Annotated in this window: 1 protein-coding gene; it reads right to left on the reverse strand. The window is 77.3% G+C overall.

Annotated elements, in window-relative coordinates; translation table 11 throughout:
• Positions 1-7: 7 nt before the first annotated feature.
• A complete protein-coding gene (locus C9F11_RS04095; RefSeq protein WP_138957960.1) occupies positions 8-14,929 on the reverse strand; it encodes a type I polyketide synthase in 14,922 nt (4,973 codons plus the stop codon).
• Between the last annotated feature and the right edge of the window lie 13 nt (positions 14,930-14,942).

Consider the following 14,942-nt stretch of genomic DNA (forward strand, 5'->3'; position numbering starts at 1 on the left):
GGTGCCGTCATGGCCTGCCGAGTTCGTTGTCGATGAAGGCGAAGAGGTCGTCGTCGGTGGAGCCCATGCGGTCCTCCACGGCGTCCGCGTCCGGCCCGGTGCCGGGGCGGAGGGTCTCCAGGAGGCCCTGGAGGCGGGTCGTGAGGGCGGTACGGGCGGCGTCGTCGGGCAGGCCGTCGCGGACCGCGGCCTCCAGGCGTTCGAGTTCGGCGAGGGCGGCGGGGCCGGTCCCGGCCGTGCCGTCCTCCGGGGCGATCTCGTCGGCCAGGTGGCGGGCCACCGCGGCGGCCGTCGGGTGGTCGAAGAGCAGGGTCGCGGGCAGGTGCAGGCCGGTGGCGGCGCGCAGCCGGTTGCGCAGCTCCACCGCGGTCAGCGAGTCGAAGCCGAGGTCGAGCAGGGGCTGTTCGGTGCTGAGGGCCGCCGGGTCGGGGAAGCCGAGGACCAGGGCGGCGTGGGTGCGGACCACGTCGACGAGGACCCGGGCGCGCTGTGCCGGGGGCAGTCCCGCCAGACGGCCGCGCAGGGCGTCCGCGGCGTCGGGCCCCGGCCCTTCGCCCGCCGCGGCCCGGCGCGCCGGGGTGCGGACGAGGCCGCGCAGGAAGGCCGGCACGCCACCGGCGGCGGCCTGGGCCGCCAGCGCCCCGGTGTCCAGGCGCAGGGGCAGCAGGGCGGGCGCGTCGAGGCCGGTGGCCGTGTCGAAGAGGGCGACGCCGTCGGCGGGGGTGAAGGCGACGATGCCGCCGCGGGCGATGCGGGCCAGGTCGGCCTCGCCGAGGTGTCCGGTCATGCCGCCGCCGGTGGCCCACAGGCCCCAGCCGAGCGAGGCGGCGGGCAGGCCCCGGGCGCGGCGCCGGTGGGCGAGGGCGTCCAGGAAGGCGTTGGCCGCGGCGTAGTTGGCCTGGCCCATGCCGCCGAAGACACCGGCGATGGAGGAGAAGACGACGAACGCGGACAGGTCGAGGTCCGCGGTCAGCTCGTGCAGGTGGACGACGGCGTCCACCTTGGGGCGCAGCACCCGGTGGAGCTGGTGCGGGGTCATGTCGGCGACGACGCCGTCGTCGATGACGCCCGCGGTGTGCACGACGCCGCGCAGCGGGTGCTCCAGGGCGCCCAGGACCTTCTCCAGGGCCGCCCGGTCGGCGGCGTCGCAGGCGACGATCTCGGCATCGGCGCCGAGGGCGGCCAGTTCGGCGCGGAGCGCGTCCGCGCCGTCGGCGGCGGGGCCGCTGCGGCTGGTGAGCAGCAGGTGCCGTACGCCGTGCTCGCCCGCGAGGTGACGGGCGAGCAGGGCGCCGATGGAGCCGGTGCCGCCGGTGATCAGGACGGTGCCCTCGGGGTCCCAGCCGGGTGCGCGCGCGGGCGTGGAGCCGGGCACCCGGGCGAGGCGCGCGGTGTGCGGCTGCCCGGCGCGCAGGGCGAGTTGGGGCTCCCCCGTGCCGAGGGCCGTGGCGAGCACCGCGGCGAGGGCGGCGTCCGAGGCCGGGGTGCCGTCGGTGTCGAGCAGGACGAACCGGTCGGGGTTCTCGGTCTGCGCGGAGCGAACCAGGCCCCACACGGCGGCCTGCGCGGGGTCGGCCACGTCGTCGTCCGGGCCGACGGGCACGGCTCCGGTGGTGACGAGGGCCAGCGTGGCGCCCGCGTACCGCTCGTCGGCGAGCCAGGCCCGCACCAGCTCCAGGGCGCTCGCGGTGAGCTCGTGGACGGACGCGGCGAGCTCCCCGGTCGTCGGCGGCAGCGCGGTCACGACGAGGGCCGGTACCTCGGCGCCCGCCTCGATCGCCGCTCCCAGGGCGGCGAGGTCCGCGTGGGCGGGCGCGAGGCCGGGCAGGGCGTCGCCGAGCACGGCGCAGGACGCGGGGGCGGTGTCGGCCACCGCGAGGGCGGGCCACTCCAGGCGGAACATGTCCGCGTGGGTGCCGGTGCGGGACTCCTGGATGCGGTCGGCCGTCACGGGCCTGAGCACCAGGGAGCGGGCCGAGGCGACCGGGGCGCCCGTGGGGTCGGCCACCGTCCACGCGACGGCGTCGCGCCCGGCCGGTGTCATGCGCAGGCGCAGCGCGGTCGCGCCCGCGGCGTGCAGCCGTACGCCGCTCCAGGAGAACGGCAGCCAGCCCTGGTCACTGCCTTCGAGGACGCCGAAGGCCAGCGCGTGCAGCACGCTGTCGAGGAGCGCGGGGTGGAGGCCGTAGCGTCCGGCGTCGGAGGCCTGTGCCTCGGGCAGGCGGGCCTCGGCGTAGACGGCGTCGCCCAGGCGCCAGGCGGCGCACAGGCCCTGGAAGGCGGGGCCGTAGGCGAAGCCGCCGTCGGCGAGGCGCGCGTAGAGGCCGTCGACGTCGAGGGGTTCGGCTCCGGCGGGCGGCCAGGCCGTGAGGTCCTCGGGCGGTGTGTGGCCGCCCGGGCTCAGGCGGCCCGTGGCGTGCCGGGTCCAGGGCTCGTCCGGCGCGGCGTGCTCGGGCCTGGCGTGGAAGGCGAAGACGCGGCCGCCGCCCGCGTCGGGGGCCTGGACGGTGAGCTGGAGGGTGACGGCGCCCCGCTCGGGCAGGGTCAGGGGCGCTTCCAGGGTGAGTTCGTCGACCTCGGCGCAGCCCAGCTCGTCGCCCGCGTGGACGGCGAGTTCCAGGAAGGCCGTGGCGGGGAACAGCGCGCCGCCGAGGACGGCGTGGTCGGCGAGCCAGGGGTGGGCGGCCACGGAGAGGCGGCCGGTGAACAGGTGGCCGCCGGTGTCGGCGAGCGGGGCGCCCGCGCCGAGCAGCGGATGCCCGGCGGGGAGCAGACCCGCGGCGGGCATGTCACCGGTGGGCGGGGTGGGCGGGAGCCAGTAGCGGGCGCGCTGGAAGGCGTACGTGGGCAGCTCGACGTGCCCGGCCGGGACCCGTGCGAACAGCGGCGCCCAGTCGACGCGCACGCCGTGGACGTGCAGACGGGCAAGGGCCGCGGTGAACGCGGCCTCCTCCGGCGCGTCCTTGCGAAGCAGCGGGACCGCGGCGACGCCGTCGGCGGGCCCGGTCAGGCACTCCTGGCCGAGCGCGGTCAGGGAGCCGTCGGGGCCGAGTTCCACGTACGCGGTGGCGCCTTCGGCCTCCAGGGTCCGTACGGCGTCGAGGAAGCGGACGGTGGAGCGGACGTGGCGGACCCAGTGGCCGGGGTCGCGCAGCTCCTCGGCGGTGGCGACGGCGCCGGTCAGGTCGGAGACGACGGGGATCCGCGGCGCGTGGTAGGTGACCCGTTCGGCGACGGCGCGGAAGTCGTCCAGCATGCCGTCCATGTGCGGGGAGTGGAAGGCGTGGCTGACGGTGAGGCGCCGGGTCTTGTGGCCCTTCTCCCGCCAGTGGGCGGCGATCTCCTCGACGGGCGCCGCGTCGCCGGACAGGACGGTGGCGGCGGGCCCGTTGACGGCGGCCACCGCGATCTCGCCCTCGCGGCCCGCGAGCTGGGGCAGCAGGTCCGGCTCGGGGACGGTGAGGGAGACCATCGCGCCGCCGCCGGGCATGGCCTGCATCAGGCGGCCGCGCGCGGCCACGAGGGCGGCGGCGTCCGGCAGCGAGAGCACCCCGGCGACGTGCGCGGCGGCGAGCTGTCCCACGGAGTGCCCGGTGACGAGGTCGGGGCGCACCCCGTACGACTCCAGGAGCCGGTGCAGGGCGACGCCGACGGCGAACAGGGCGGGCTGGGTGTAGGCCGTGGTGTGGAGCAGGGCCGCGTCCGCGCTGCCCTCAGGCGCGGTGATCACGTCGCGCAGCGGGCGGTCGAGGAGCGGGTCGAGTTCCGCGCACACCGCGTCGAAGGCGTCGGCGAACGCCTCGAAGCGCTCGTACAGTTCCGCGCCCATGCGCAGGCGCTGGCTGCCCTGCCCGGGGAAGAGGAAGGCGGTCCTGCCCGCCCGGCCGGTGGCGCCCTCGACGACGTCGGTCGAGGGGGTGCCGTCGGCGAGCGCGGCCAGCGCGGCCAGGAGGCCTTCGCGGTCGGCGGCGACGAGGACGGCCCGGTGTTCGAAGGCGGTGCGGCCGGTGGCGAGGGCCTTGCCGACGGCGTCGGGGTGCCGCTCCGGTGCGGCGGTGACGCGGTCGAGCAGGCGGCGGGCCTGGGCGCGCAGGGCGTCCTCGCCGCGGGCGGCGAGCAGCCAGGGCAGACGGCGGCCCGTCGGCGGCGCCGCGACGGGCGGCGCGGGGTCGGGGACGTGCTCCAGGATGGTGTGCGCGTTGGTGCCGCTCACGCCGAAGGACGACACGCCGGCGCGGCGCGGGCGGTCCCCCTCGGGCCAGGCGGTGTGCTCGGTGACCACGTGGACGCGGCCCGCGGTCCAGTCCACGTACGGCGTCGGCTCGTCGACGTGGAGGGTGGCGGGGAGCGCGCCGTGCCGCATGGCCAGGACCATCTTGATGATGCCCGCGATGCCCGCGGCGGCCTGGGCGTGGCCGATGTTGGACTTCAACGAGCCCAGGTACAGCGGGGTTTCGCGCTCCTGCCCGTAGGTGGCGAGCAGGGCCTGGGCCTCGATGGGGTCGCCGAGGCGGGTGCCGGTGCCGTGGGCCTCGACGGCGTCGACGTCGCCGGGGGCGAGGCCCGCGCCCGCGAGGGCCTGGCGGATGACGCGCTGCTGGGAGGGGCCGTTGGGGGCGGTGAGGCCGTTGCTGGCGCCGTCCTGGTTGACGGCGGAGCCGCGGACCAGGGCGAGCACGGGGTGGCCGTGGCGGCGGGCGTCGGACAGGCGCTCCAGGAGCACCATGCCCGCGCCCTCGGCCCAGGCGGTGCCGTCGGCGGCGGCCGCGAACGGCTTGCAGCGGCCGTCGGCGGCAAGTCCGCGCTGGCGGGAGAACTCGACGAACGCGCCGGGCGTGGCCATCACCGTGACGCCGCCCGCGAGCGCGAGGGAGCACTCGCCGGAGCGCAGCGCCTGCGCCGCCATGTGGACGGCGACGAGCGAGGAGGAGCAGGCCGTGTCCACGGTCACGGCGGGGCCCTCAAGGCCGAAGGTGTACGCGACGCGCCCGGAGGCCACGCTGCCCGCGCTGCCGATGCCGAGGTAGCCCTCGAACTCCTCGGACGGCTCGGTGACCCGGGAGCCGTAGTCGCGGTAGCTGGAGCCGACGAAGACGCCGCCGTCGCTGCCCTTGAGGGTCCGCGGGTCGATGCCCGCCCGTTCGAAGGCCTCCCAGGCGGTCTCCAGGAGGAGCCGCTGCTGGGGGTCGACGGCGAGGGCCTCGCGCGGCGAGATGCCGAAGAAGGCGGGGTCGAAGTGGGCGGCGTCGTAGAGGAATCCGCCCTCGCGGGCGTAGGTGCGGCCGACCTTCTCCGGGTCCGGGTCGTAGAGGCCCTCCAGGTCCCAGCCGCGGTCGGCGGGGAACGCGGAGACGGCGTCGGTGCCGTCGGCGAGGAGCCGCCAGAAGTCCTCGGGGGTCTGTACGCCGCCGGGGAAGCGGCAGCTCATCGCGACGATCGCGACCGGGTCGTCGTCGGTCGCGGCCGCCGCGGCGGGTACGGGGGCCGTCGTGGGGGCGGGCGCCGTGCCGAGCAGTTCCTCGCGCAGGTGGTCGACGAGCGCGGCGGTGGTGGGCCGGTCGAAGACGAGCGTGACGGGCAGGCGCAGGCCGGTGGCCCCGGCGACGCGGTTGCGCAGCTCCACGGCGGTCAGCGAGTCGAAGCCGAGGTCCTTGAAGGCACGCTCCGGTGCGATCGCGGCGGGGTCGTCGTGCCCGAGCACGTCGGCGGCCAGGGCGCGCACCAGGTCCGCGAGTTCCTGGGTGCGTTCGGCGTCGCCGAGCCCGGCGAGCCGCGCCACCAGGGCGTTCTCCGCGGCGCCCGGCGCGGCGGCGCGCTCGGCGAGGGCGCCGCGCGCCTCGGGCACGTCGGCGATCAGGGCGCTGGGCCGCAGCGCGGTGTAGGCGCGGACGAAGCGGTCCCAGGCGAAGTCGGCGACGATCAGCCGGGTCTCGTCGTCGGCCAGGGCCTGCCAGAGGGCCTCGACGGCGAGTTCGGGGTCCATGGCGGGCAGACCGTCGCGGACCAGGCGTTCGCTGGTGGCGCCCGCGGCCAGGCTGTCGCCGCCCCACAGGCCCCAGGCCACGGAGGTGGCGGGCAGGCCGTGGTCGCGGCGCGTCTGCGCGAGGGCGTCGAGGAAGGCGTTGGCGGCGGCGTAGCTGCCCTGTCCGGTGCCGCCGAGGGTGCCGGCGAGGGAGGAGAAGAGCACGAAGGCGGTCAGGTCCGCGTCCCGGGTGAGTTCGTCGAGGTGGAGCGCGGCGTCCGCCTTGGGGCGCAGGACCCCGGCGGCGCGCTCGGGGGTGAGCGTGTCGAGGACGCCGTCGTCCAGGACGCCCGCGGCGTGGAACACGGCGCGCAGCGGGCGTCCGGCCGGGACGGCGGCGAGGAGCGCGGCGAGGTCGTCGCGGTCGGCGGCGTCGCAGGCCGCGATGGTGAACTCGGCTCCCAGTGACGTGAGTTCGGCGGCGAGCGCGTCGGCGCCCGGGGCGTCGGGGCCGCGGCGGCTGGTCAGGAGGAGATGCGCGGTGCCGCTCCCGGCGAGCCTGCGGGCGAGCTGGGCGCCGAGGCCGCCCGTGCCGCCGGTGATCAGGACGGTGCCGTCGGGCGTCCAGGCGGGCCCTTCGGGCTCGGTCCTGGGCGCGGCGTGGGCGAGGCGGCGGCCGAACACGCCGGAGGCGCGGATCGCCAGCTGGTCCTCGCCGTCCGGGGCCGCGAGGACCGCGGCGAGCCGGGCGCGGGCCCGTGCGTCGAGGCGGGCGGGCAGATCGACGAGGCCGCCCCAGCGCTCGGGGTGCTCGACGGCGGCCACCCCGCCGAGGCCCCAGTGCAGGGCGCCCAGGGGCGCGTCGAGGCGGTCGGAGCGGCCCACGGCGACGGCCCCGCGGGTCGCGCACCACAGCGGCGCCTTCACCGCGGCGTCGCCGAGCGCCTGGAGCAGCGCGGTGGTGAGCGCGAGGCCGACGGGCAGGGCGGTGCCGTCGGCGTACGGGGCGTCGGCGAGGACGAGCAGGGACAGGACGCCGTCGGCCGGGGACTCCTGGGCGAGGGCGCGCAGGCGCCCGGCGAGCGGGCCGCGTCCGGTCTCCCCGGCGTCGTCCGCGCCGAGTTCCACGACGACGGGGTGCGCGCCGTGCTCGCGCAGGGCCTCGACGCAGGCGGTGACGGCCGGGTCCGCGGCGACGGCCTCGGGCACGGCCACCCACCAGCTGCCGCCGAGGTCCGCCGCGCGCTCCTGGGGCAGGGGCTTCCAGGTGACGCGGTGGCGCCAGGAGTCGAGGGTGGTCCGGCCGCGGCGGCCGTGCAGCCACTGGGAGAGCGCGGGCACGACGGTGCTCATGGCCGCGCGTACGTCGTCGTCCTCGATGCGCAGGTGCCGGGCGAGGGCGTCGGGGTCCTGCCCGGCGACGGCGTCCCAGAAGCCCCGGTCGACGGGGTCCGTGCCGACGGGGGCGGTGGCGGCGTCCCGGGGTGCGGGCCGCATCCAGTAGTGGCGCCGCTGGAACGCGTAGGTGGGCAGGTCGACGCGGCGGGCTCCGGTGCCGTCGAAGACGGCGTCCCAGTCCACGGGGTGGCCCAGGACGTGGAGTTCGGCGAGCGAGGCGAGCACGCGGTCCCGGCCGCCCTCGCCCCGGTGCAGGGTGCCGACGGCGCCGCCGCTGCCGCCCGCGGCCTCCAAAGCCTCCTGGAGCCAGACGGTGAGGGCGGGGTGGGTGCTGGTCTCGACGAACAGGCGGTGCCCGTCGGCGATCAGGGCGCCCAGGGCCCGGTGGAAGTCGACGGGCTCGCGCAGATTGCGGTACCAGTACGCGGCGTCCAGGGCGGTGGTGTCGAGGGCGGCGCCGGTGACGGTGGAGTAGAAGGGCACGCGGGACGGGCGCGGGGCGATCCCGGCGAGCAGGGTGCGCAGTTCGCCGTGGATCTCCTCGACCTGCGGCGAGTGCCCGGCGAAGTCGACGCCGGGCAGCGGCCAGCACAGCACGCCGTCGTCGGCGAGCGCGGCGTGCAGCTCGCCCAGGGCTTCGGGGTCGCCCGAGACGGTCACCGTGGTGGGTCCGTTGACGGCGGCGACGCTCAGCCGGTCCGTCCAGGGGGCGAGTCGGGCCTCGACCCGCTCCGGGGGCAGCGGGATGTACAGCATGCCGCCGCGCCCGGTGAGCGCGCGCAGGGCCTTGCTGCGCAGGGCGACGACGCGGGCGGCGTCCTTGAGGGTGAGCGCCCCGGCCACACAGGCCGCGGCGATCTCCCCCTGGGAGTGCCCCACCACGGCAGCGGGCTCCACACCGTACGAACGCCACACCTCCGCCAGCGACACCATCACGGCGAACAACACCGGCTGCACCACGTCCACCCGCTCCAGCGACGGCGCCTCAGAAGCTTCGCGCAACACGTCCAGCAACGACCACTCCGTGTACGGAGCGAGCGCCTCAGCACACGCCGTGATCCGCGCGGCGAACTCCGGCGAGGAGTCCAGGAGTTCACGCGCCATGCCCGGCCACTGCGAGCCCTGGCCGGGGAAGACGAACACGGCGCGCCGGTCCTGGGCGGTGGTGCCGCGCACGGCTCCGGGTCCGGTGCGGCCGTCGATCAGGGTGTCGAGCGCGGCGAGGAGGGCGTCCCGGTCGCGCCCGACGGCGGCGGCGCGGTGCTCGAAGGCGGCGCGCGTGGTGGCCAGGGAGTGTCCGACGTCGGCGGGGCCGAGGCCGGGCCGGGCCGCGACGTGGGCGCGCAGGCGTACGGCCTGCTCGCGCAGCGCTTCGGGGCTGCGCGCGGAGAGCACCCACGGCACGGCCGTGTCGGGGCGGCCCTGCTCGGCCCCGGCCGGTTCCTCGTCGGCGGGCGGCTGCTCGACGACGACGTGGGCGTTGGTGCCGCTGAGCCCGAAGGAGGAGATCCCGGCGCGCCGGGGGTGGCCGTTCGCGGGCCACGGCGCGGCCTCGGTGAGCAGCGACACGGCGCCCGCGGACCAGTCGACGTTGGGGGACGGCGCGTCCACGTGCAGGGTCGCGGGGAGCACCTCGTGGCGCATGGCGAGGACCATCTTCATGATGCCCGCGACTCCGGCGGCGGCCTGGCTGTGCCCGATGTTGGACTTCAACGAGCCCAGGCGGAGGGGGTTTTCGCGCTCCTGTCCGTAGGTGGCCAGCAGCGCGTCGGCCTCGATGGGGTCGCCGAGGGTGGTGCCGGTGCCGTGGGCCTCCACCACGTCGACGTCGGCGGCGGACAGGCCCGCGTCGGCGAGCGCCTCGGTGATCACGCGCTGCTGGGCGAGGCCGCTGGGGGCGGTCAGGCCGTTGCTCGCGCCGTCCTGGTTGACGGCCGAGCCGCGCAGGACGGCGAGGACGGGGTGGCCGTTGCGGCGGGCGTCGGACAGGCGCTCCAGGAGGAGCAGGCCGACGCCCTCGGCCATGCCGAAGCCGTCGGCGGCGGCCGCGAAGGACTTGCAGCGGCCGTCGGCGGCGAGGCCCCGCTGACGGCTGAAGCCGGTGAAGGTGAGCGGGGAGCCGATGACGGTGGCGCCGCCCGCGAGGGCGAGCGAGCAGTCGCCGTTGCGCAGGGCCTGCGCGGCGGTGTGGACGGCGACGAGGGAGGAGGAACAGGCCGTGTCGACGGTCACGGCGGGCCCTTCGAGGCCGAGCGTGTAGGCGACGCGGCCGGACAGGACGCTGGTGGAGATGCCCGCGACGAAGAGGCCCTCCAGCTCTTCCGGTACGTCGTCCATGCTGCCGCCGTAGCCCTGGTAGGCGGCGCCCGCGAAGACGCCGGTGCGGCTGCCGCGCAGGGTGTGCGGGTCGATCCCGGCGCGCTCCAGGGCCTCCCAGGAGGTCTCCAGGAGGAGGCGCTGCTGCGGGTCCATGGCGAGGGCCTCGCGCGGCGAGATGCCGAAGAAGCCCGCGTCGAAGTGGCCCGCGTCGTAGACGAAGCCGCCCGCCGCCGCGTAGCTGGTGCCGGGCCGGTCGGGGTCGGCGTCGTAGAGCGCGTCGAGGTCCCAGCCCCGGTCGGCGGGGAGTCCGGCGACCGCGTCGCGGCCCTCGGCGACGAGCTGCCACAGCTCTTCGGGGGTGCCGACGCCGCCCGGGTAGCGGCAGCTCATGGAGACGATGACGATCGGGTCGTCGTCGGCCTGCGCGGCGCGCACCACCGGCGCGGTGGCCGCCGGGGTCCGGTCGCCGAGGAGTTCGGCGCGCAGATGACGGGCGAGCGCGCCGGGCGAGGAGTAGTCGAAGACGAGGGTGACGGGCAGGCGCAGGCCGGTGGCCGCGGTGAGCCGGTTCCGCATCTCGACGGCGGTCAGCGAGTCGAAGCCGAGGTCGCGGAAGGCGCGTTCGGGCGCGATCGCCTCGGGCGCGTCGTGGCCGAGCACGGCGGCGGCCTCGGTGAGCACCAGGTCGGACAGGGCGCGTTCGCGCTCGGGTCCGGTCAGGTCGCGCAGCTGGGCGCGGAGGCCGCGGGACGGGTCCTCCGCGGTGTCGGCGGGGGCGGGGTCCGGTGCGAGGGCGGCGCGGGCCTCGGGGACGGTGCCGATGAGGGGGCTGGGCCTGCTGGTGGTGAAGACGGTGGCGAAGCGGTCCCAGTCGATGTCGGCGACCAGGACGAGGGTCTCGTCGTGGTCGAGCACCTGCTTCAGGGCGGTGACGCAGGTGGCGGGCGGCATGAAGAGCACGCCCTGGGCGCGGAGTTGGTCCTCGGCGAGGTTCGCGGCCATGCCGCCGCCGTCCTCGGGGCTCCAGATGCCCCACACCACGGAGGTGGCGGCCAGGCCCCGGGCTCTGCGGTTCTCGGCGAGCGCGTCCAGGTGGGCGTTGGCGGCGGCGTAGGCGCCGTGGATCGCGCTGCCCCAGACGCCGGAGATGGAGGAGAACAGCACGAAGGCGTCGAGCGTGTCCCGGTCGAACAGGGCGTCCAGGTGGTCCGCGCCGAGGGCCTTGGCGTGCAGCGTGTCGGCGAACTCGGCCGCGTCCGTGTCGTCGAGCGCCACGAGGGAGCCCCCGGCGGCGGCGTGCAGCACGGACCGGATCTCGCAGCCGTCGGCCACGAGGCCCGCGACGAGGGTGGCGAGGGCGTGCCGGTCGGTGATGTCGCACGCGGCGACGGTGGTGCGGGCGCCCAGCTCCGTGAGTTCGGCAGCGAGTTCGGCCGCGCCGGGGGCGTCGGCGCCGCGGCGGCTGATCAGGACGAGGTGTTCGGCGCCCTCGCGGGCGAGCCAGCGGGCGATGTACGCGCCGAGGCCGCCGGTGCCGCCGGTGATCAGCGTGGTGCCGCGCGGGGTCCAGGCGCGGCGGGGCGCGGCGTCGCCGAGCGGGGCCCGGACGAGCCTGCGGCCGTGGACTCCCGTGCCGCGCACGGCGAGCTGGTCCTCGTCGCCGGGCGCGGCGAGCACCGCGCACAGCCGGGACGCGGCGCGGGGGTCGAGCTCGGGCGGCAGGTCGAGGAGCCCGCCCCAGCGGCGCGGGTGCTCCAGGGCGGCACACCGGCCGAGGCCCCAGGCCGCGTGCTGCGCGGGCCGCACGGGCGGGTCGGCGGGGCCGACGGCGACGGCGCCGCGCGTGGCCCACCACAGCGGCGCGTCGACACCCGCGTCGCCGAGGGCCTGTACGAGGGCGAGGCTCAGGGCGGTGCCGACGGACACGGCGGGGTGCCGCGGGTGCGGCCGTTCGTCGGTCGCGAGCAGGGACAGGACTCCCGCGGGCGCCCCACCGGCGTCGGAGAGGGCGTCGCGGAGGAGGTCGCGGAGGACGTCGGCGAGCCGGTCGCGGAGCGGACCCCTCTCGGGGTCGGCCACGTCGGGGTCGGCCACGTCGAGGGCCGCCACGTCGAGGGCGGCGCTCACCACGGTGGCCCCGGCGTCCTGGAGGGCGCGCACGCAGGCGAGGGACTGCGGGTCGAGGGCGAGCGGCGCGGGCAGCAGCACGAGCCAGGTGCCGCGGAGCCGGGCGGCGGCGGCCTCGGGCAGCGGCTGCCAGTCGGGCCGGTAGCGCCAGGACTCGACGGTGGTGAGCGCGGCGCGCCGTTCGCGCCAGGCGGCGAGCGCGGGCAGGACGGCGCTGAGCGGCTCCTCGGGCCCGACGCCGAGGGTGGCGGTCAGCTCCGGCAGGTCACCGGCGCGCACGGCCTCCCAGAAGCGGTCCGCCACGGGGTCGGCGGGCGGCGCCGCCGCGGGCGCGGGCGCGGACTCCGGCTCCAGCCAGTACGGGCGGCGCCGGAAGGCGTACGTGGGCAGGCCGGTCGCGGCCGCATGCCCGGCGAACACCCGGGACCAGTCCGGGAACAGGCCGCGGGTGTGGGCCTGGGCGAGGGCGAGCAGGAAGCGCGCGCGGCCGCCCTCGTCGCGGCGGAGCGTGCCGAGCACGGCGACGGGCCGCTCCAGGTCGGCGGCCTCGGCGGTCTGCTCCACGCCGATGGTGAGCACCGGGTGGGCGCTGACCTCGACGAAGTGGCTGTAGCCCTGGCCGAGGAGGCCGCGTACGGCCTCCTCGAAGCGCACGGTCCGCCGCAGGTTGCGGTACCAGTACGCGGCGTCGAGGGCGGCTCCGCCGTCCAGCGGGGCGGCGTCGACGGTGGAGTGGAAGGGCACGTCGGCGGGGCGGGGCGCGAGGTCCGCGAGCGCGGTCAGGAGGCGCTCCTCGATCGCCTCGACGTGGGCGGAGTGCGAGGCGTAGTCGACGGGGATGACGCGGGCCCGCACGTCCTGGGCGACGAGGGCGGCGACGACGCCCTCGACGGCCTCGGGGTCGCCCGACAGAACCGTGGTCGCGGGCCCGTTGACGGCCGCGACGGACAGCCGGTCGCCCCAGGGCTCCAGGTGCGGGCCGAGGTCCGCGGCGGGCAGCGGCACGGACGCCATGCCCCCGCGCCCGGCCAGGTCCGCGAGGGCCCGGCTGCGCAGGGCGACGACCTTGGCCGCGTCGTCCAGGGACAGCGCGCCCGCGACGCAGGCGGCCGCGATCTCGCCCTGGGAGTGCCCGACCACGGCGTCCGGCTCGATGCCGTACGACCGCCACAGCTCCGCCAGGGACACCATCACCGCGAACAGGGCGGGCTGGACCACGTCGACGCGGTCCAGGGACGGCGCGCCGTCGGCGCCGCGCAGCACGGCCTCCAACGACCAGTCCACGTACGGGGCGAGGGCCCGCTCGCACGCGGCGGCGCGAGCGGCGAACACCGGCTCCGCGTCCAGGAGCCCCACCGCCATGCCGGGCCACTGGGAGCCCTGTCCGGGGAAGACGAACGCGGTCTTCCCGTCGGGCCCCGTGGTGCCGCGGACGAGGTGCGGGGCGGTGCCGCCGGAGGCGAGCGCGGTCAGGCCGTCGACGAAGCCCGCCCGGTCGTCGGCGACGACGGCGGCGCGGTGCTCGAAGGCGGTACGGGTGGTGGCCAGGGCCCGGCCGATCGCACCGGCCGTGGTGTCCTCGCCGGTGCCTGCGCCTGCGTCGGTGCCCTCGATGTGCGCGAGCAGGCGCGTGGCCTGGGCGCGCAGGGCGTCCTCGTCGCGGGCGGAGAGCACCCAGGGCAGCGGGCCCGTGGCGGGCTCGGGCGCGGTGGCGTCCGGCGCCGGATCGGCGAGGTCCTGCGGGGTCTCCTCCTCCAGGACGAGGTGCGCGTTCGTGCCGCTCACGCCGAACGCCGACACCCCCGCCCGGCGCGGGCGCCCCGGCGCCTCCCAGGGGCGGGGCTCGGCCAGGATCCGTACGGCGCCCTCCGACCAGTCCACGAACGGCGTCGGCTCGTCGACGTGGAGGGTGCGGGGCAGCCGCCCGTGGCGCAGGGCCATGACCGTCTTGATGACGCCTCCGACGCCGGCGGCGCCGGAGGTGTGGCCGATGTTCGACTTCAACGAGCCGATCCACAGCGGCCGTTCGGCGGGCCGGTGCTTCCCGTACGTGGCGAGCAGGGCCTGGGCCTCGATGGGGTCGCCGAGGCGGGTGCCGGTGCCGTGGGCCTCCACGGCGTCGACGTCGCCGGGGGCGATCCTGGCGTCGGCGAGGGCGTCGGCGATGACGCGCTCCTGCGCGGGTCCGTTGGGCGCGGTCAGGCCGTTGCTGGCCCCGTCCTGGTTGACGGCGGAGCCGCGGACGACGGCGAGGACCTGGTGGCCGTTGCGGCGGGCGTCGGACAGGCGCTCCAGGACGAGGACGCCGACGCCTTCGGACCAGCCGGTGCCGTCCGCGGCGGCGGCGAAGGCCTTGCAGCGCCCGTCGGCGGACAGGGCGCGCTGACGGCTGAAGGCGACGAACGCGTCCGGCGTCGCCATCACGGCGACGCCGCCCGCGAGGGCGAGGGAGCACTCTCCGGAGCGCAGCGAGCGCACCGCGAGGTGCACGGCCACCAGCGAGGAGGAACAGGCGGTGTCGACGGTGAGCGCGGGCCCTTCGAGGCCGAGGGTGTAGGCGACGCGCCCGGAGACGACGCTGGCGGCCGTGCCGGTGTCGAGGAGCCCCTGGAGTTCGGGGACGTGCCGCGACGTGCTGCCGTAGTCGTTGCGCATCGCGCCGACGAACACGCCGGTCCTGGTCGCGCGCAGCGCCTCCGGGTCGATGGCGGCGCGCTCGACGGCCTCCCAGGCGGTCTCCAGGACGAGGCGCTGCTGCGGGTCCATGGCGAGGGCCTCGCGCGGCGAGATCCCGAAGAAGGCCGCGTCGAAGTCCCCGGCCCGGTGCAGGAATCCGCCGTGCCGCGTGAAGGAGGTGCCGGGGTGGTCGGGGTCGGGGTGGTAGAGCGCCTCGGTGTCCCAGCCGCGCCCCGCGGGCCACTCGGTGATGGCGTCGGTGCCGCTGTCGACGAGGTCCCACAGGGCTTCGGGGGTGTCGGCTCCCCCGGGGTAGCGGCAGCTCATGGAGACGATGGCCACGGGGTCGTGGCGGGCGTCCTCCGCCTCGCGCAGTCGGCGGCGGGCGTCTCCCAGGTCGGCGGTGGCGCGCCTGAGGTATTCGAGGAGCTTGTCGTTGTCCGGCATGGGTGTCTCGCTT

Source organism: Streptomyces sp. YIM 121038, assembly GCF_006088715.1.
Lineage (GTDB): Bacteria > Actinomycetota > Actinomycetes > Streptomycetales > Streptomycetaceae > Streptomyces.

Bases quoted from the DNA above. Each gene is read 5' to 3' on its own strand.
- C9F11_RS04095 (WP_138957960.1), bottom strand. From the start codon at position 14,929: ATGCCGGACAACGACAAGCTCCTCGAATACCTCAGGCGCGCCACCGCC.